Here is a 19,811-nt window from a genome sequence, read left to right as displayed (position 1 = left end):
CCCGAACGGCGCAGCGGCGCCGGGGCGCGGCTGGCCCGAGGGCGGACAGGGGCGCTATTCTACCGTTTCGCGCTCCTGCGCGGGATCATGACCGCGCAGACTACCGAATTGCAGTGCGTATTGGCGCGTCAGCTCGGCACCGAAGAAGAAGATTTGTGCCGAATAATAGATCCAGAGCATCAGCGCCACGACCGATCCGGCTGCCCCGTACGACGATGCCACCGCACTGTTGCCCAGGTACAGGCCGATCAGGCGCTTGCCCACGGCAAACAACAGGGCCGTGATGACGGAGCCCATCATCACGTCGCGCCACGCGATGCGCGCATTCGGCAGCATCTTGAAGATCACCGCGAACAGCGCGGTAACGACGGCGAACGAAAACAGCGTCGAGATGCCTTCAGCCACCGGCGCGAACCATGTGGCCGTCCAGAGCTGCCCCCAGAAACGGTCGATCACGGCCAGCGCGGCATTCACGATCAGCGACACCAGCAACATGAAAGCCAGAACCAGAACGATGCTGAACGACAGCAGCCGGGCCCGCAGCAGCTTCTGCCAGCCAGCGCCGGCCGGCGGCGGCGCATGCCAGATGTCGTCCAGGCTGCTCTTGAGCTCGGCGAACGCACTGGTGGCGCCGACGAACAGGATGCCGGTGGCAATGATTGCCGCCACGCCGCTGCCGCCGGCGCGATGCGTGGCGGCCAGAATGCCCTCGATCGCGGCGGCGCCCTTGGCACCGACCAGATCCTGAATCTGCGCGAAAATCTCACCGCGCGCCGCCTCGGCACCGAAGAACAGTCCGGCGATGGAGATGACCAGCACCAGGATAGGCGCCAGCGAGAACAGCATGTAGAAGGACAGCGCCGCGCCCTTGCTGGCGGCGCGATGGTCCAGCCACGAATTGATCGAGGCCGACACCACGCGCACGGTGCGCCCGCCGGTGTGCCGGTCTGGAAGCCAGCGCCTGGGCGCCCGTTGCGAGGAAGCGTGCTCCGGGTTGTTTGGGGCGTGTTCAGGGGGCATGGCGTTCATCCTTGGGTAACTTCGCCAAGCATAAGTGCAGGGATCGGCACCGTCAAAGTCGTGCGGCCGCGCCACGATGAATACGACCGCCGTTATCGGCGCCCGGGCTTGAGTTCATCATAGTGCGCGCGGTCAAGCGCCGCGCGGACACGCCTGCTAGAGTAGATCAAGGCACAACAACCGGCCGGGCCATCCACTCGCCGGGATATCAGGAGGCAATCGTGATTCGCACCATGCTTGGCCGGTCCCCTGTTGTGCGCGGCATCGGGCTGACGCTCTGCCTGACGTTCTGCCTGGGCGCGCTTGCAGGATGCGATCGGAATCAGGCGCCGGGGCCGGGCCCCAAACCCATCTCCAGCAACGGATCGCAGGCCGCAGGCACCAGCGCATCGTCACCGTCTGGCACGCCCCGCTAGAACACCGCACCGAGCGTGGTACGGTCAGGTTCGGCCAGCGCCGAGCGTACCCATTTCTGCGGCAGCGGATCGCCTGACCGCCTGTTTCAGCGTTGCAACAAGGTGCACAGGCATCGTTGTCTGATAAGACTGACATGCCATGTGGACGCCGAACCGCTCACCTCGTGGCGTGGACTCGCATGGCCGCCCTTCCAGTGGATGCGCAGGCCGTTAATCCACCGCTCATCTTCCGTTTCCCCCCCGAATCCGACCCGGGCCGCCGACCAGGCCAGCCCGCTGACGCGCCCACGGTTTGCCAGCTTGTTGCGCGCGTGCACGCGCTAGCAGCGGACTTTCACGCCTTCGGTTACAGCCGCGAAACCGAATGGCATCGAAGCATGCCATCCCGCCGGGAACGCTTGGCACGTCAACGGCCTGCAGGCCTTGCGGCACAAGAGAAAGCATGACATTGGCACGCTTGTCGCTCTGGAGAGTCAGTGCCAGAAGAACACGAGCCAGTGACAACAATACGAAAGTAACCCCGGGAGAGGAAACAGCCATGCGTCATCCACCAGCGCGCATGACGGCGCGCAGACGCGCCTATCGACTAGCGGGCCCCGCGCCAAGCGTCCAGGATCTGCTGTCGCCGCCCCTGCTTCCGTCGCCGCGAGCGCCCAGACGGCCCGCCACGTCCTATTGCGCGGCCGCCGGCTGTGGCGTGGCTGCCTGCGCCAGCCGATCCCGCAGCGGGCCGCCCGGTTACTGACGGGCCTCTTTCTCGCGCGGGCGGGTGATTGGTCGTTGCTTTTTGTCGCGCGCGGATCTACACCGGTTTACGTGCTCCGTCCCCCGGCGGGCACCTTTTTTAGTGAGGGAGGGAGCCACCCATGCACGCAAGAGTCCTTGCCGCCCTCGCGCTGGCCTTGCTCTCGAGCATTGCGACGCCGGCCCTGGCAGGCAACTACGCATACTTCGACCGGCCCGACGACATGAACTTGAACAGCCATGCGGCCGTCAGCAACGACACCTATGTACGCACCTTCGGCTGGGCCTGGGGAGACGTGCGCTTCAAGCCGGACCAGCCGGCGAAATCCGATGAGCGGCAGGCTCGCGATAACGCGATCGATCCGCACGAGGCGCTGCCCGATCGCAACCACGATGGCACCACGCCGCCGCGCGGACGGCGCGGCAAGATCAGCATGAGCTGATCACTCCGGGAAGAGGAATCGTTCGGCATTGCGCGGGCCAAGCCGCGCTAGCCTGCCACCGCTGTCCGGGCGGCAGGACAAAGGAGACCTGGCGAGCGGACGTCGCCGGGTCTCCCTTGGCACTTGCTGCGCGTGCTGTTTCTGCACTTCCTGTGTCGAGGTCGCTACTCCGCGGACGCGCTGGGCTGCGTGTCGATACGGATGTTGTGTTTGTGCATCAACCGGTATAGCGTCACGCGCGACACGTTGAGTTCGCGCGCTGCCGGCACCACGTGAAAGCCATGGCTGGCCATGACGGAGCGGATCGCCTCGCGTTCTGCCTCCTCGCGAATCGCGTCCAGCGTCTTGCGTGGCACCTCCACCCCACCGTGCAATTGCAGATCCTCGGCCGTGATTTTCCGGTTGTCGGTCATCACGATGGCGCGACGCACGCGGTTGATCAGTTCGCGCACATTGCCCGGCCACATGTACTGCATCATGGCCTGCGTCGCGCAGGTGGAAAAGCCACGGATACGCCGGTGCGCCTCGTGGCCGTGTTCTGCCAGCACCGTATTCGCGAGTAGCAGGATGTCCTCGCCACGCTCGCGCAGCGGCGGAATGGTCAGTGTCAGCACGCAGAGCCGGTGGAACAGATCGGAGCGGAACCGGCCGTCGCTTTGTGCCGCTACAAGGTCCACGTGCGTGGCGGAGATGATGCGCAGGTCGAGCGGAATCGACTGGTGCCCGCCCAGGCGCGTGATCATGCCTTGCTGCAGGAATCGCAGCAGGGCAACCTGGCTTTCCAGCGGCAGGTCACCGATTTCATCGAGGAACAGCGTGCCGCCCTGGGCCTGCTCGATCCAGCCGATCTTGCGCTGGTTCGCGCCGGTGAACGCGCCCTTCTCGTAGCCGAACAGTTCCGATTGCACGAGGTGCGATGGAATCGCGCCGCAGTTGATCGCCACGAACGGCCCCTTGCGGCGGCTCGATGCTTCGTGGATGGCCTGGGCCGCGAGTTCCTTGCCCGTGCCCGATTCGCCGGAGATGAACACCGGCGCGTCGTTGTGCGCGACCTTCGCCAGCGAGCGGAACATGTTGCGCATGGGCGCGCATTCTCCGATCATCGGCCCGCGCGCCACCAGTTCGGGCGAGCGAGCGCCGTGCAGACAGGCCATGCCATGCGCGTGCTTCAGCGTGTAAAGCAACTCGTCGAACGAGAATGGCGTGCGCACGTAGTCGACGCAATAGTCCCGGATCAGACGACGGATACGCTCGTCCTCCAGCATCGCCGTGGATGTAATCGCGACCCACATCACGTGCAGGTGCTGCAGCGCCTGTTCGAGCTGGCTCAGCTCGGCATCGGTGTAAGGCGCCTGCAGGTCGAGCACGCCAGCCATGGGCGAACTCGCACGCACCAGGCGCTCGAGGTCGCGAACCTGCTGCACCCGGCGGATTTCCCATCCGGAGCCAAACTGGTTCGCGTTAAATCCAAAATCTTCATAGCGCGACACGAGCACGATCTGTGCGGTCCGTGTCGGCGCCTTGCACAGTCGGTCCATGACGTTCTCCCGGACGTTGAACTTCTTGTTAGTGGCGGAACCCGAGCCCGCAGGTGTGGCGGCGAGCCGCATGGCCCGTTCGGGGTCCGCTGGCTGCGCGGTCGGTGCCGCGCGCAACGTGGGAATCACGGTCTGGACAAACTGTGTGGGGGTTCTTCCACGACGCTGACATCGTCGCGTCCGGCGCTCAGCTGGTCGCGGATTCGTCGGCGCACCATGTCCTTTTCGAGCATCAGTTCGATGTTCGGTGCGTCGGGCGACTGGCCGGAGTACTGGAAGTACAGCGTCTTGTAGGTCTGCTGGCTGAGAATCCATTCCTGGAGCAGCTTTCGCTGTCGCGAAAGCTCTTCGGCCAGCAGGCGGTGCCGGTGCAGTAGCGCCTCTACCGCGGCGCGGGTGCGCGGCGATATTTCCTGGTCATCGGCAAGCACGGCGGCGACTTCGGCAATGGCGTAATCCTCGTGCCAGTCTGACAGCGCGATGCCTGCTGACGATTCACCCAGGACAGTCCACGCACGGTGGGCGGACGGCTTGGCGGATTCGCTGATGGGCCCGATGGCGGGACGCCGGATTTCTCCTGCGGTCATGATCTGTTCCCCGTTGCACAACATCCCCCGGCACTACACGTTCGCTTGTTACCACTATCTCTGTTCTGGATTGGATCTGTCTTTATATGACGCGTATCTGGTTCGCGCGCTCTTTATTTCGTGGTGGCGAAGCCGTTGGCGCAAAAGCGAACGGTCTCATTGTCGGCCGGTCCTTGTATTGGCTGAAACTTGCCGGACCTGGCGCTTTGTCGGAAACGCTTGCCGGTCATCGCCGGCGTCCTCCGAAACCCGGAGTCAAGAAAGGGCGCTCTTGCGCCCTCAAATTTTTGCCACGCCTATAGTTCAGTGCATTTGTCCTCTTTTGTCCAGCCCGGCGTAGTCCCCTTCCTCCTACTCTCATACTTTTGTATGAGGCGTGTACGCGGCTTTATGTGGAGGCCGCAAGGTAAATAAGCACTCACATTCATCGCAGAAACGGGTACGGTTGGCGTCGGAACCTCGCGTTTCATACGCAGAAATAGGTACGCACTGCAGCATTTGCTTCCGCCGAATGTCATCGTTTTCATTTTGACGATGACGTTACAACGCTCACGGAAAGAAAAAGGACGGCCGAGGCCGCCCTGTTTTCCCTGCAAATGGCCAAGCCGCCGTGCTCAGTGCCCCGGCAGGTAGTAGAACTTGAACAGGAAGACGGCCGCGATGACCCATGCCATCACCGGCACCTCGCGCGCACGGCCGGTCAGGAGCTTGAGGCCGGCGTAGGCGATGAAACCGAACGCCACGCCATTGGCCACCGAGTACGTGAACGGCATGCCAAGCGCCGTCAGCACCGCGGGCACGACCTCGGTCGCGTCGCTCCAGTCCACATCGACCAGTTCGCGCAGCATCAGGCAGGAGACATAGAGCAGCGCGGGCGCCGTTGCATAGGCGGGAACGGTGCCAGCCAGCGGCGCAATGAACAGGCACGCCAGGAACAATACCGCCACGGTTACCGCTGTCAGGCCCGTGCGGCCGCCGGCCTGCACGCCCGAAGCGCTTTCGATATAGGCCGTGGTAGACGACGTGCCGAGCAACGAGCCAGCCATGATCGCAGTGCTGTCCGCCATCAACGCCTTGTTCAGACGGTCCATCCGACCTGCCTTCAGCAGCCCGGCGCGATTGGCCACGCCCATCAGCGTGCCCGTGGCATCGAACAGCTCCACCAGGAAGAACACCAGCACGACATTGACGATGCCGATCGACAGCGCAGCGGAAATATCAAGCTTGAACAGCGTGGGGGCGATGGACGGCGGCGCGGAAAATACGCCGTGGAACGTGTTCCCACCGAAAACGAAACTCAGGATCGTGGTGCCGAGAATGCCGATCAGGATGGCACCTTTCACCTTGAGATGGTCCAGCGCGACGATGGCGAAGAAGCCAATCACCGCCAGGATCGCGGACGTCTGGTGCAGGTCGCCGATGGTGACAAGGGTGGCCGGGCTGGCGGTGATGATGCCCGCATTCTTCAGCGCGACGATTGCGAGGAACAGGCCGATGCCGGCGGTGATCGCTACGCGCAGCGCGTGCGGAATCCCGTTGACGATCATCTCGCGCACACGAAACAGCGTCACCAGCAAGAAGAGGCAGCCTGAAATAAAGACCGCGCCAAGCGCGGCTTCCCACGGCAAGCCCATGCCTTTGACGACGGTGTAGGCAAAGTAGGCGTTCAGCCCCATGCCAGGCGCCATCGCGATCGGATAGTTCGCGTAGAACCCCATGATCAACGTGCCGATGGCAGCAGCCAGGCACGTGGCCACGAACACTGCATCTTTCGGCACACCGGCATCGCCAAGGATGCTCGGGTTGACGAAGATGATGTACGCCATGGTAAGAAAAGTGGTCACGCCCGCGAGAATTTCGGTGCGGGCGTCGGTCTTGTGTTCACCGAGCTTGAAGAGGCGCTCGAACACACCGGTCGATGGCTGTGCGAGAGTGGATTCGCTGCCTGGCCGTGGTCTCTGGTCCGACGTGGACATCACTGGTCTCCTGACTGTTGACGAAGTGCTCATTGCGGCGCCAGCGCTGTCTGCCAGCGGGCACTTCATCGACAATATGCAAAAAGGCGAGATGATCCCATATGCTGGGTTTGTTGATCCAGCTTAGGTTCGGGTAATCCCCTGCCTTGACGGGAGCGACAATCCCCCGTATAAATCTCCGCCAGATTCAAGCGACGAGGCAACAGTTCATTCGTTAGCCACCGTCTTGGTACTTCGGTTGTCCATGGTGTCCTTTCCTTGAGTTCGCTGTACGGTGGTGTGTGCACCATCGGTTTCTTTTATATTTTTTTTGGAAAGCAATACCATGCAAACCGGTATCGTAAAGTGGTTCAACGACGCCAAGGGCTTCGGCTTCATCAAGCCGGACGCTGGCGGTGACGATCTGTTCGCTCACTTCTCGGAAGTCCGTGCTGACGGCTTCAAGTCGCTGCAGGAAAACCAACGCGTGTCGTTCGAAGTCAAGAACGGCCCGAAGGGTCTGCAAGCTGCGAACATCACCCCGCTGTAAGCGTTGTGATTCAAAGCGCACCTTGCGGTGCGCTTGATCGCGAAAACCCGCCTTTATGGCGGGTTTTTTTACGCCCGTTGCTTTCGTAGCTCCCCAAGCCAAGCATCGCGCCTGGTGTTCCCCTGGCAGAACCCTGACCCACTCCTGATCCACTCGCAGAATCGGGTACGCTTTTTCCCGTCGAAGCTGGTGTGCGCGGTCCACTCCTCCTAGCCCAATCGCTTGGGCACGCAGAAATGGGTACGCTTTTCGCGCGCAACCGACGGATGCCTCCAATTGCTCCGCAGAAATGGGTACGCATGTAGGTTAAGCCGGCCCGCCTTCATGTCGCGCCGATCCAACGAGCCTAAGCGCCCAGCGTCACAGACGCTGGTCGACTTTTCCTGCTTATCAAAGAGGCAATCGGGTTATCCACGCAGAAACGGGTACAGCGCGCTCGCCACCACGGCGTTGATGTCCCATGCCGAAGGGTGCTCGCAGAAACAGGTACGCAGTTTTGCGGCGTTCGTACGCAGAAACGGGTACGGCCTTGTTGTTTCCCCCCCTGCGTTGTCGGGCTCTAGCCCCGCATGTATACGCAAGTGCGCCGCAGAAACTGGTACGCAACGGAACGAGCCAACTTGGACGTATACGTACTAAGTGGGTACTAGCTTTTTTTGAGAGACGACGTATACGTACCGGGCGCCGGTGCCGCCGGTCGTCCAGGTCGTGTCGGCTCGCAGAAGTAGGTACGCTTGCGTCTTTACGTATGGCGTTGGAGTACGCAGAAATGGGTACGCGACGCGTTTCCGAGGGTGGTCTCGGCTCCATGCGCAGAATTGGGTACGCCGCAGAAATAGGTACGCTTTGGAGGTTTTGCGTGCCGATTGGGGTTCAGCGCAGAAACGGGTTCGTTAACAGTCGATACATGCGCAGAATCGGGTACGCCCAGACCAGTTCCTCGATGCTGACAAGCCGTTTGCGTACCCGATTCTGCGTGGACAACACCCTTTCTGGCCCTCGGGTGCATGTCATATCGACGGCCCCCGAGGCTTTCGCGCAGAAACAGGTACGCTTTTATGCTTTCCTGCTGTGGAAAACCCTGTGGGATCAGTGACTTATCCACGCAGAATCCGGTTCGGCGATTGCGCTGAAACGGGTTCGGTTTGTCGCAGATTCGGGTTCGGCCGTTCGCAGAATCGGGTACGTTTACACGCAGAAACGGGTACAAGTGGGGTCAATTTCTCCTTTGTAATCAGGGCTCGAGTCACCCCGTATACGGTTTACGAGTAGTTAACCCGTATCGGTATCGTTTACTTGTAGTGGATGAGCAGGCAACCGTGGACAACCCTTCGGGATTGCCCACCGTCGACCTGCCATCTCACCACTAGCCGGATACCCGGCACCTGAAACCCGTTAGCCAGCACCAAGACATGGGAAATACGTATACGTACCCGTTTCTGCGTGACAACGTTTACGTGATCGCGTACAAAGGCGGGTAATTCGAAGCCCGTCAATATGCCGATCAAACGCTCAATGGCCGTCGACGAGGATCGCTCCGTCCTGGTAGGGGACAACGAGCCATCCCGTATCATCGTTCCCGGAAACGAGAACGGCCTTGTCCCATCCGAAAAATTCCAGCGCCTGTTCGACGAGGCTCAGGCCATGGAGCGCGAGGACGCATGGCAAAGCGGTGAAGTAGGTTTTCTGAGCCGTGCCAGCGTTCAGGTAACGCTGCCCTATCGCGCGCCCAAAGGTGCGCCGCCGGTGTGGACGCGCACAAGTGGCAACATCTCGCTGATGATCCAGCCTGGCTATTTCACGCAGCAGCGCTCCGAGCGGGCTACGAACGGCCGGCAGAAGCTCGTCTCGGAAACTGTATCCCTTGGCTACCCCTACGGGTCCTACCCCCGCCTGATGCTGGCATGGATCGGCAAGGAGATCATGGCCAAGAAGAAGCGGGGCGAGTTCACTGGAACCGTCGAGGATCGACGTATTTCCCTTGGCAACTCGCTGTCCGAGTTCATGTACAACCTCGGCATTCCGATGGCCACCGGGGGCAAGCGTGGGACGATGACGCTGGTACGCCAGCAGATGATTCGGTTGTTCTCCGCGACGATTGCGATCGTGCAGAACAAGTCGGTGCCTGTGCCGAATCAGGCGCCGAATCATGAACCGCTATCGATCGATCGCGTTGGCTACTTGCTGGCGGATCAGCTGTCGACATGGTGGGATCCGATGCAGCCAGGGCAAGGCTCGATGTTCGAGAGCTTCGTTGTGCTGTCCGAGCCGTTTTTCAACGAGCTGGTCAACCGCCCGGTACCCGTGGATATGCGCGCGCTCAAGGCACTCAAGCAATCGCCCTTCGCGTTGGATGTGTATTCCTGGCTGACGTATCGTTTCTTCACGATTCAGCGGCGCACCGAGATTCCCTGGGAAGCCTTGCAGATGCAGTTCGGCACGGAAACGGAGAGCGAGCGCAAGTTCCGGGCGCTGTTCCGTAAGGCGCTCAAGGACGTGCTCGTGGTCTATCCCGGGGCGAAGGTGGATGCCGACTCTTCGAAGGCGCTGATCTTGCAACCGTCTCGAACGAGCGTCCGCAAGCTTTCCTGAGCCCCTTGGCGGGCAAAACAAAAAAGGCAAGCGTTACGCTTGCCTTTTTTGCTGCCGGACGAGTCACTGACGCGATACGCCGACGCTGGTGGTGGTCCAGCTTACGCAGGCTTGATTGCAGATGCCTGCAGACCCTTCGGGCCCTGCTTCACTTCGAACGTCACGCGTTGACCGTCCTTCAGCGTCTTGAAGCCGCTGCCCTGGATTTCCGAGAAGTGAGCAAACAGATCTGCACCACCGTCATCCGGAGTAATGAAGCCGAAACCCTTGGTCTCGTTGAACCACTTGACCGTACCGGTTGCCATAAGAATTTCCTTTCGAAGCAAGTTCGTTACACAGCGCAAACAACCGCTCAAGCATGTTGAATTCTCGTAGAAACCGAACGGAAGCCGACGAGGTTGACACGACTTGACTCGACTGTAGCAGGCATCATAACCACAATGTGTTGCGGTGTCATGTGCGCCGTAGAGCGCACTACCCCTACTTTAGGCGGATTCCGTACCGCTTTTCAAGAAGAAGCGATCTGCGCAGGCAATTCAAGCGGATTTCCGTTGCTTGGCAGGCTATCACTCGCTTTCCATTGCGTTGTAACGCCCTTACGCTCTCGATCAGATTTCAAAATTTCAATTTTTGAAAAACGGGTTGTAGTGGAATGTCGATTTGGCTAAAGTGACGCCTTAACTGAATACCATCATTCGCGCTTTCAGCGCTGAAAGTGAGGCCGTAGTGGCAGCAAAGATCATCACCGTTTTCAACCAAAAGGGCGGCTGCGGCAAGACCACAGTCAGTATGCATATCGCTGGCACGCTTGGACTCCGTGGTGCCCGGTCGCTCTTGGTGGATATGGATGAACAAGGCACCGCTACGCGCTGGGCTGCGCAAGCCAGTGACGAACGTCCATTTCCGGCCTCAGTGATTGGATTGGCGCCTTCGGGAGGCGCCATGCACCGGGAAGTGCGCAAGTTCGTCAACGATTACGACTACATCCTTGTCGATTGCCCGCCAGCCGTCCACTCGGCAGCACCGTCGAGCGCATTGCTGATCTCCGATCTGGCAATCATCCCGGTCGTGCCGTCGCCGCCAGATCTCTGGGCAGCCGTTGCCGCCAAAACATTGGCGCAGCACGCCCAGGTACAGAACGAAACGCTTCAGATCCGTGTGATGGCGAACATGGTCCAGCGCCGCGTGTCTATTGCGCGCCAGGCCATCGAGATCCTCGGTGATGACGGCGATGTTCCTCTGTTGAACGCAATGGTCGGTTCACGATCGGCCTTTCGAGAGTGCCAAGCCATTGGCTGCACAGTCCACGGCGTGCCGGGCGCACGCGAGGCCGTGCAGGAAGTCGACATGATGGTGGACGAAATCTTGTCCCTGATTGAGTAATACCTATGGCAACGAAATTGAAGAGTCTCAAGGCGGGGATGCTCGCCGGCATGGCCGCGGAAAAGACCCGCAGCGACGCGATCGACCGGTTCGCGCGTGCGGAGGCGGCTATCTCCCAGCATCCAAACGGGCTGTTGCAGTCGGCACGCGCAGTGCCGCCGCATTCGACTTTCAGCGCCGAAAGTGAAGAGAGCGTGATCGAAGGGCGGACGCTGATAAAAATCCCAATCGCCCAGCTGCACGACAACCCCTTCAATGCCCGCCGCATCTACGATCCGGCGGTCGTGCAGGAGCGCGCGGCGTCGATCGCCACGCATGGTCAAAAGACGCCGGGCCTGGCTGCGTCCGACCCGACCCGTCCCGGCCACTACATCCTGATCGACGGTCACTACCGCAAGCGCGCACTGGCGTCGGCGGGCAAGCTCGAGATGGAATGCTTCATCGAGACCGACCTGAGCGATCTCGATTTCTATCGCCTGTCCTTCCTGCTCAACGAGCAGCGATCGGACCAGTCCGCACTCGACAACGCGATCGCCTGGCGCCAGTTGCTCGATGAAGGCAAGGTTCAGAAGGAAGACGAAATCTGCGAACTGACCGGCATGTCGGCCGGCACCGTCAACAAGACGCTGGCCTTGCTCAAGCTGCCCGAGTCCGTTTTGGCGGTCATGCGCGAACGTCCGAGCGCGATCGGCATTGCTACCGGCTACGAACTGACGCTGTACTGCAAGGTTGCCGGCGAAGACCGCACGCGCGATCTGGCCACGCGAATCATGAACGACGGCATGTCCAGTCGCGAGGTTGAAGCGATTCGCAAGCAGGCCCAAGAAGGGAAGTCCCGCAAGGTCAAGGAGATCAGCCGACAGTACAAGATTCGGACTGAAACGGGCCAGCTACTCGGGACGATCAAAGAGTGGGACTCCGGCCGTGTCATGCTCGATGTTCAGCTCACCGACCGCAGTGCCCGGGAAGATTTGCTGGACGTCCTCAAGGCCCGATTCGGCCTGGACAAGACGCTGATCTGAGCATCTTCCAACCATCACTATCTATCGCGATCCAATCGGGTGAGGAAATTGCCCTATTGGATTGCAATCACCCCAACCGCAACTGCCTCGGCGTGAAGGCTTCCACGTCGACGTCGTGTACCTCGGCAAAACGTCTCCAGCTCGCCCGGAGCAACTGATCCAAGCCACTGGCCGAGTAACCCGCAGTCGCTATCGATTGCTTGGCTCGCCCCCGTGAAGTCGACGGGTACTCGATCGGCGCCAGCAACGCGGCATCCGGATCCCATCCCTCACTCAACGCATCCCAAGTCAGCTGCCGGTCCGTCCAATGGGCCGACAGGGCGGACCACGCCTCCCCATCGAGGACGATCTCGCCACGCCTGGCCGTACTCTTTGCTTCGAGCAGCAGCCGGCCCATAGGGGGCGCCGCAGACGGTGAGCAGGAAACATGAACCAGGCGAAACGAAGCCAGTTCGACGATCCGGATACCGTGACGGGCAAGCAGTAGCGCTGCCGCCAGCGCAGCACGCTGCCGTGGCGAAGACGGGCTGGCACCCAGCCAGGCCAGGAACGATTCGATCGTCTCGCGGGGTAACGCCGCCGGTTTGGAGGATGCCTGCACGGTGGCAATCCCATCATCGACTACGCCGCTCCGCGCCAAGCTGGCTGAATCTCCCTTGCGCAATGCCCGCAACAGCGCGCTGATCACCCGTATTGCAGCCTCGCAGGAACTGGTACGCAATGGCCCTTCGAACGGCCGCCAGTGCGCCTTGTCACGCGGGCCCGCCGGGCCACACCAGAATGATGAAGGCTCCGGATTGGCAAGAAACGCTCGATACGCATCCACGTCTTCGGCAGCCATGGCACGCAATGACTTGCCTTGCCCTGCAGCCCAGAGCAGAAACCGCTCGGCTTCGCGACGATAGCTCTTCCAGGTGTTTGGAGAGCGTGCCCGTGCGGCCACCCACCCTTGAACGTCCTTGAGTTCATCCCCGAGCGCCATCGCCCAGGCCGCAGATGTTTCCGGTGCGCGCATCAGTTCCAGCGGAACAGGGAATGCCATACCTCGCCCCAGCGGTTGCGCATAAAGTGCTTTACGATCCACAATTTGTGCCGATACGAGCACATGAGGACTGACCTTGAGCGCCGTCTGTGCGGATTGCGTGCCAAGCCAACGGACGATGATCTCGGCCGAATGGCGCCCGATACGCGGCACGTGGCGCCACCAGCCGCTGCCTTTTCGATTGGCCAGGTCGGTCATGTCGGCGATCGTCCGGATGCCCGCCGCCATCAGACGTCGAGACAGGCTGGGGCCGAACCAGAGGGAGACCTGATGCCCTGGCAGTGGGCGCCCCTGGCCCAATTGTTCGATCGAAGTCAGCGCATCCACCCGGCGAGTCATGCCGGCGTCGGAGCGCCCGCGCAGCGCCTCGAACATCTCCGCGATATCGGGGCGATCATGCTGCAAAGCGAACTGAACCAACCGGTCGCGCAGCGCCAGGATGCGCTGTATAGCCTGATGCTCGGTCAGATCGTCGTCGTCGTCGGGGTCTTGCAGGTACCGGTTGGCGATCTCCAGGGGCTTCATACCCTGGGCATACGCCCGCACGACGGCGAACTCCGTTCGCGTCAGTTTCGTGGCGGCCAGCGTATCTCGATCGTCAGGCATGGGGGTATTTGGCCTCTGAATGCACTTTGTGCGCTTGGGATTTCGTCCGGCGTGCGCGAACGCCGACATTGGCCATCCGCGCATAAGTGACTGAATTACAACAGGATTATTCAGTCTCCTGTTTCATCCGGCCTGTTCTGCATCACAAAGTGCAATGTAAATTATTTTTTGCCAGAAGCATAGTGATGCGCCTGATCTTGCTGGGTGGCGGATGAACACCGATGTCTGGTGCACCTGTCGGCAGATCGAGCACAGGACAGTGACGTCACGCTGGTCCGGGGCCCTCTTGGTGATTGCCGGCGTTAGCCTGGACGAGACGCCCCGGCGGCCAGGGCAGGGCAACGCACCCCAAGACGTCTACGCCCGCGCAGGGCCAAACGCTGCGGTCACGGCATCGGCACCTCGATGCCCCGAGTCCGCCGACTGCATGTCGCCGAAGAAGCATCATTTTCAAAATTCATAGAAGGAATGATGGGTCTCTCCAGAAACATCACCAAATCAAACCGCCCGATGTTGTTCTCCACGCCCCGAAGCTGCTTCTTGTCGTGTCGCACGCACCCTGATGACGGCCAATGGGTGGATTCCGCGTCGCCACACCCACCGCGATCCGGGTTCTCAAGCCCCCGAACGGGCGGAATTTCCAAAAATCATGTAATTCAATTTGGCATTGATTATTAAAGAAAAACATACGCAGCGTTGGGTACGCTTCGTGCGCGGACGCCCCATTGGTACGGTTTACGCGGCACCCGGCCACCATATATGGTGTATACGTGCCATGCGTATACCGCAGAGGTCGTTGCCCGCGCATTTGAGGAAAACAGCAAAAATTGGCGATATTCACTGGAAGAAATTCCAGAGCGCAATACCAGAAGATCGCAATCATTGCGGCGCATAGTCGCCTGCGGCCTGCCAAACATTATCAGCGCCTCGAATGGTCTGGCTGTCAGCCGCATGTCATCGGTCCAGCTAGTTCGAAAGAACCACGACAGTCTCGTTCCGCGATGGGAAACTCTCGGTCGTGCCGTCGACATGGCAGAATCTGCGGCAGCTTTTCAATTGGCGACGACCGGATCACAGCCGCGGGACACAGGCGTGCCGCAAGAGCCGCCCGAAAAGATCAAACGGAGATAACCCATGGCGAACGCCCCACGCCACGCATGGTGAGGGAAGGAGCAATGAGCGCAGCGATCAGCCGCAAGCCCGGTGACAGTGACACGCAGCGGCGGGGACTGGTTGCCTCCAAGCTTGTGCCGCCCCGCGCCTTGCCGAACCATCTGGTCCGCTCGCGCCTTGTCGACGTGATGGTGGACGCCGCCTCGGCCCGCCTGATCCTGGTCCGCGCCGCAGCCGGCTTCGGCAAGACCACCCTGATGCAGCAGTATCTGGAACGATGCCAGGCCGGCCAGCGAGCCTGCGTGTGGTTGCGATGCGATGCCGCCGACAATGATCTGCAGCGTTTTCTACTGCACCTCCACACGGGCTTGCTCAGGCTGCCGGGCCTGACCCGCCATCAGCGCGACGAACGCTCCGACACCATTGCTGGCGAAACCATCGCGCACGAGATCATCGAGATCGCGGCTTCCTATGCGCAACCCTTCGCCATCCTGCTCGACGATCTCGAAGTCATCCAGAACGACGCAATCACCGAATACCTGCAGCAACTGGTCAGAGTGCTGTCGCCGCAGGGTGTGCTGGTCATCGGCACGCGCGCCACGCCAGACCTCGGCCTTGGTGGACTTCGCGCAAGGGGCCAGCTTCTGGATATCAACCCGGCCGCATTGCGCTTCAGCGCGGAAGAGGCCGCCAGCTTCATACGGGACAACTGCGAGCTGCCGCTGCAGGACGGCGAGATCGCCACGCTATGGCGCTGCACCGAGGGCTGGGCGGCGGCCGTCTACCTGGCCACGCTCTCGCTGCGCGGACATCCCAATCATGCGGCGTTCGTCCGCTCGTTCTCGGGTACCAATATCGAGCTGGCCGAGTATCTGGCGGAAGACATCCTGATGGGGCAAAGCGAATCCTGCCGCGACTTCCTGCTGCAGACCAGTCTGCTTGGCCAACTGTCGGCGCCACTGTGCGATGCCGTGACCGGACGGCACGACAGCCGCGAAATGCTCAGCTTCCTGGAGCGGAACAACCTGTTCATTACGCCGCTTGATGGCGAGCATCAGTGGTATCGCTATCACAGCCTCTTCGCCAGCTTCCTGCAGCATCGGCTGCAAGTGACCTATCCGGACAAGGCGCGCGCGCTGCATGTGGCGGCATCGCGCTGGTACCTGTCGGAGGATCGTCCCGTCCCAGCGATCGAGCACCTGCTGCAAGCCGGGCTTGACGATGAGGCGCTGCCGCTGATCGCCATCCATACCCCAGCCCTGTTCCAGGCTGGCCGCGTGCGACTGCTGGCGCGATGGCTCGACCGCATCGACCGCAAGCGCTTGCTCGCGGACCCCCATCGCATGGGTCTGGCCTATGCCTGGGTCCTGTTGCTCAATCGCCGCTATGCGGAAGCGATGCAGACGATGGCGGCGTTGCTTGCGGCGGATGTTCCCGCCGACCAGCAGGCGTGGATTGCCTTGGAGGTCGAGACGCTGCGTTGTGTGCTGCTGGCGATGACCGACCAGATCGAAACGTGTCTGGCCGCAGGCCTTGCGCATCTGGAGCGGATTCCGCCGGACGCGCGCTTCCGGTACGCCAGCGTGGCCAACTCCCTGGCGTTCTCGCTGGTGGCCAGTCATCGGTACGAGGACGCGCGCCGTGTGCTGTCGCGCCTGATGCAGGGCGCGAACGATGTGCGGACAGGATTCCAGCGCAGCATCGCGGATTCTCTCGAAGGCATCATCGATCTGGTGCAGGGCCGACTCAGCAATGCACTTGCGCGGTTCCGCGCCGTCGCCGAGCGCGGCTGGAGCCCTAGCGAGGTGAGCAGCCTCAGACACGCCTTCCTTCCGGCATGGGCCACGGCCCTCTATGAGGCGAACGCTCTCGAGGATTGCGCACGCGTGCTGGCCGAAGCGATGCCCTACTGCAAGGGCTACGCGCCGCCGGACGCCATGATTGCCGGGTTCATTCTCTCGGCGCGCTTGGCGCTGCTGGGCGGCGACCGCGACCGATGGCTGCGTATGCTGGCGGAGCTTGAGGAGATCGGCCGCGGCATTCAGTTGCCGCGCGCCATCTGTTCGGCCTGGCTGGAGCGCGCGCGCGTTGCCACGATCGAAGGCCGGCTCGATGCCGCCGATCAGGCGTTGCGCAGCGCCGAACTGCACGCCGACTGGGCCGCGAGTGACAGCTATGGCCATGCGAACGACATCGACTTCCCTGACTCGATCCGCTGGAGACTCGCGATCGCGCATGGCGAGCATGAACAGACCGCGTCAGAACTGGCCGATGCCATTGCGGTTGCCATCCAACGCCAGCGGCACTGGCGCGCACTGAAACTCCGGCTTCTGCTGGCCATGGGGCTCGATGGCGCGGGCAAGCAGTCCGAAGCGTTCGAGCAGTTGACCGAGGCCCTGCGGCTCGCCAGCCATGAAGGCCTCGCGCGGACGTTCCTGGACGAAGGGGACCGTCTGGCGGATCTGCTAAGGCGATGGGCCGATGCGCGTGAAGCGGAATTCGTCCGCGCCGGCATCGACCATCAGTTCGTCCGCACAGTGCTTGCGCAGATTCCGGCGCCATTGGCCGCAGCCGGTGTGGAAGTGAACCAGGCGCGCGGCGTTGCCATCACGGAACCGTTGACGACCCGCGAGCAGGAAGTCCTGCAGATGCTTGCCGCAGGCCATCGCAATCGCGTGATCGCCGAGAAAATGTTCGTGTCGGAGCTGACGATCAAGTCTCACCTGCGCAAGATCAACGCCAAGCTCGGCGCGCAGAGCCGCACGGAAGCCGTCGCCATCGGGCGCAGTCTTGGACTGCTTCGATAGCCACCGGCGATGCTGCGCCACCACGATGCGCTCACGGACACGCCGTGCCCGTGAGCGCGGGGTCAGACCGGACGCTCGCCTATGATCGTCGCACGCATCATGCGACGCACAGCGGGGAAGTAGTCCTGCACCGCGTAGTGCTGGGTGGAGCGGTTGTCCCAGAACGCGATGGTGTTGGGTCGCCACTTCATCCGGACCTGATACTCGGGCACCGTGGCCTGCCGATAGAGGTACTGCAGCAGGTCGAGCTCGCCCAGGCGGAAATCGGCGCCCACGCGATACTGGATGTGTGCGCCATAGTTGGCCAGGTGCGTCACAAAGCCTTCGTTGACGTAGAGGATCTTCTCGCCGCTTTCAGGATGCGTGCGCACCACCGGATGCGTGGCGGGCGGGAACTTCTCGCGGTTGACAAGGCGCTCCTCGGCCGACATGCGCGCGCCGAACCCCGGCATCAGGTCATGCACCGCCTCGAGGCCCTCGATGCGCGCCTTTACATCGTCCGGCAGTCCGGCATACGCCTGGGCCATATTGACCCAGATCGTGTCGCCGCCCATCGGCGGACATTCCACGCAGCGCAACATCGATCCCATCGACGGCACGGCACGCCATGAGACGTCCGAGTGATAGATGTTCTCGCGCCCCTTCGCATCCTTGTTCCCGCCCAGCAGCACCAGCTCGGGATGGTCGGGGTGATGCGGAAAGACCGGATGGATCTCCAGTTCGCCAAAGCGCCGGGCAAGCGCCACGTGCTGCGCGGGCGTAATGTCCTGATCGCGGAAGAACAGGACCTTGTGGCGCACCAGTGCCTGGCGCAGTGCCTGATAGGTGGAATCGTCCAGCGTTTCGCGCAGATCGATATCACCGATCTCCGCGCCGATGACGGGCGTCACGGGGGTGATCGAGAACGGGGCTACGATCTGTTTGGCAGCCGTTTGCTCGCGAGCGTTCATGCTGTCTCCGGTGGTTGAGTGAGTGGAGCGTTCGGCGACACCGGCTTACTCGAGCCGGATGTTGGCCGCGCGGATCGCGTCGGCCCAGTATTCCTGCTCGGCCCTGACGACGTCTGCGAATGCCGATGGCGTGCTGCCCTTGACGATGATGCCCATGTCCACCAGCCGGGCGCGCAGCGCATCGGACACGATCACGCGATTCACATCGCGACTGATCTTGTCGACCACATCGCGGGGCGTACTTGCCGGCGCGAAAAGGCCGATCCAGCCCTGTCGCTCCAGCCCGGCGTAGCCGGACTCCCGGAACGTCGGCACGTCGGGCAGCAGTGGCGAACGGCTCCCGCCGGCCACGGCAAGCGGGCGCAACTTGCCAGCCTGCGCGTACTGACGCGCCGTGACCGCGCCAACCACGCCAGCGGGGATCTGCCGGCCGAGCAGATCGTTGACCAGCGGACCCTCGCCCTTGTACGGCACGTGCACCAGCGAGATGCCAGTGGCGCGAGCGAAGATCTCCATCTGCAGATGACCGCTCGAACCGAGGCCATAGGTGCCATAGGGGAGCGGCTGTCCCTGGCGCGCCACGTGCTCCGCGAACTCCTTCGCGTTGCGTGCCGGGAAATCCTGCTGCACGACCAGTGCCAGATGGGACGTAGCCAGTTCCGAGATCGGCGCAAAATCGCGCACCGGGTTGTAGGCGGCCTTGCCATACAGCGATGGCGCCTGCACGAGCCCGGTCAGCGCCATCAGCAGCGTGTAGCCGTCTGGCTCGGACTTGGCGACCAGATCGGCGCCGATCATGCCGCCCGCGCCAGGCTTGTTGTCCACCAGCACAGGGCGCTGCCAGGTCTTGGCCAGCCCTTCGGCGATCAGACGCGCCACCACATCGCCGGTACCCCCGGCTGCGTACGGCATGATCAGGCGCACGGCGCGGGAGGGGTATGTCGGGGTTGCACGGCCGGGCAGCGCTATCTGCATGCCGGCCACGCCTGCCATGCCCCAGCCAAGCCGGCGCAGCGCGCGGCGTCTTGCGTTATCCATCTTGG

At 62.0% G+C, this 19,811-nt stretch carries 15 protein-coding genes; 7 read left to right on the top strand and 8 right to left on the bottom strand.

From position 1 onward, the window contains the following. Nucleotides 1–54 precede the first annotated feature (54 nt). Complete coding sequence (locus B2246_RS13245; protein ID WP_286882431.1) at nucleotides 55–1,020, bottom strand: YihY/virulence factor BrkB family protein; 966 nt, start codon at nucleotides 1,018–1,020, stop codon at nucleotides 55–57. 221 nt (nucleotides 1,021–1,241) lie between these two features. Here B2246_RS13245 and B2246_RS13240 point away from each other — a divergent pair, with 221 nt between their 5' ends. Next, nucleotides 1,242–1,436, top strand: a complete 195-nt coding sequence (locus B2246_RS13240; protein ID WP_234707009.1) for a hypothetical protein — start codon at nucleotides 1,242–1,244, stop codon at nucleotides 1,434–1,436. 866 nt (nucleotides 1,437–2,302) lie between these two features. After that, nucleotides 2,303–2,623 carry a hypothetical protein gene (locus B2246_RS13235; RefSeq protein WP_035882936.1) on the top strand — a complete coding sequence of 107 codons (321 nt, stop codon included), beginning with the start codon at nucleotides 2,303–2,305 and terminating at the stop codon, nucleotides 2,621–2,623. Between the two features lie 164 nt (nucleotides 2,624–2,787). Here the strand turns inward: B2246_RS13235 and B2246_RS13230 are convergent, their stop codons facing one another. The 3 genes from B2246_RS13230 to B2246_RS13220 form a co-directional block, all read right to left on the bottom strand. Beyond that, nucleotides 2,788–4,161, bottom strand: coding sequence for a sigma-54-dependent transcriptional regulator (locus tag B2246_RS13230; protein ID WP_035882937.1), 1,374 nt, complete (start codon nucleotides 4,159–4,161; stop codon nucleotides 2,788–2,790). 125 nt (nucleotides 4,162–4,286) lie between these two features. After that, nucleotides 4,287–4,748, bottom strand: a complete 462-nt coding sequence (locus tag B2246_RS13225) for a hypothetical protein (protein ID WP_186425770.1) — start codon at nucleotides 4,746–4,748, stop codon at nucleotides 4,287–4,289. 614 nt (nucleotides 4,749–5,362) lie between these two features. Next, nucleotides 5,363–6,724: an NCS2 family permease gene (locus B2246_RS13220; protein ID WP_035882941.1), complete on the bottom strand. Its 1,362-nt coding sequence runs from the start codon at nucleotides 6,722–6,724 to the stop codon at nucleotides 5,363–5,365. 325 nt (nucleotides 6,725–7,049) lie between these two features. Here B2246_RS13220 and B2246_RS13215 point away from each other — a divergent pair, with 325 nt between their 5' ends. Beyond that, nucleotides 7,050–7,253 carry a cold-shock protein gene (locus B2246_RS13215; RefSeq protein WP_008646365.1) on the top strand — a complete coding sequence of 68 codons (204 nt, stop codon included), beginning with the start codon at nucleotides 7,050–7,052 and terminating at the stop codon, nucleotides 7,251–7,253. Between the two features lie 1,497 nt (nucleotides 7,254–8,750). Beyond that, entirely contained in the window at nucleotides 8,751–9,845 is a 1,095-nt protein-coding gene (locus B2246_RS13210; protein WP_008646367.1) for a replication protein RepA, read from the top strand. 101 nt (nucleotides 9,846–9,946) lie between these two features. Here the strand turns inward: B2246_RS13210 and B2246_RS13205 are convergent, their stop codons facing one another. Next, nucleotides 9,947–10,150, bottom strand: a complete 204-nt coding sequence (locus B2246_RS13205) for a cold-shock protein (RefSeq protein ID WP_006159056.1) — start codon at nucleotides 10,148–10,150, stop codon at nucleotides 9,947–9,949. Between the two features lie 421 nt (nucleotides 10,151–10,571). Here B2246_RS13205 and B2246_RS13200 point away from each other — a divergent pair, with 421 nt between their 5' ends. Next, entirely contained in the window at nucleotides 10,572–11,228 is a 657-nt protein-coding gene (locus tag B2246_RS13200; RefSeq protein WP_008646379.1) for an AAA family ATPase, read from the top strand. Nucleotides 11,229–11,233: 5 nt separating this feature from the next. Next, nucleotides 11,234–12,250, top strand: a complete 1,017-nt coding sequence (locus B2246_RS13195; protein ID WP_008646381.1) for a ParB/RepB/Spo0J family partition protein — start codon at nucleotides 11,234–11,236, stop codon at nucleotides 12,248–12,250. Nucleotides 12,251–12,317: 67 nt separating this feature from the next. On the opposite strand, the gene B2246_RS13190 is transcribed toward B2246_RS13195, so the two are convergent. Beyond that, nucleotides 12,318–13,898 (bottom strand): phage integrase family protein, encoded by a 1,581-nt coding sequence (locus B2246_RS13190; RefSeq protein ID WP_286882434.1) that lies wholly within the window; start codon nucleotides 13,896–13,898, stop codon nucleotides 12,318–12,320. A 1,175-nt stretch (nucleotides 13,899–15,073) separates the two neighbouring features. Here B2246_RS13190 and B2246_RS13185 point away from each other — a divergent pair. Beyond that, on the top strand, nucleotides 15,074–17,818 hold the full coding sequence (locus B2246_RS13185; protein ID WP_286882435.1) for a LuxR C-terminal-related transcriptional regulator: 2,745 nt from the start codon (nucleotides 15,074–15,076) through the stop codon (nucleotides 17,816–17,818). Between the two features lie 62 nt (nucleotides 17,819–17,880). Here the strand turns inward: B2246_RS13185 and B2246_RS13180 are convergent, their stop codons facing one another. Continuing rightward, nucleotides 17,881–18,768 (bottom strand): TauD/TfdA dioxygenase family protein, encoded by an 888-nt coding sequence (locus tag B2246_RS13180; protein ID WP_286882436.1) that lies wholly within the window; start codon nucleotides 18,766–18,768, stop codon nucleotides 17,881–17,883. Nucleotides 18,769–18,813: 45 nt separating this feature from the next. Then, nucleotides 18,814–19,806, bottom strand: coding sequence for a Bug family tripartite tricarboxylate transporter substrate binding protein (locus tag B2246_RS13175; protein WP_286882437.1), 993 nt, complete (start codon nucleotides 19,804–19,806; stop codon nucleotides 18,814–18,816). Nucleotides 19,807–19,811: the final 5 nt, after the last annotated feature.

The organism is Cupriavidus sp. UBA2010 (assembly GCF_002335265.1).
GTDB classification, from domain to species: domain Bacteria; phylum Pseudomonadota; class Gammaproteobacteria; order Burkholderiales; family Burkholderiaceae; genus Cupriavidus; species Cupriavidus metallidurans.
Note: the sequence above shows the minus strand (reverse complement) of the source record. Positions and strands in the feature narration are given on the sequence as shown.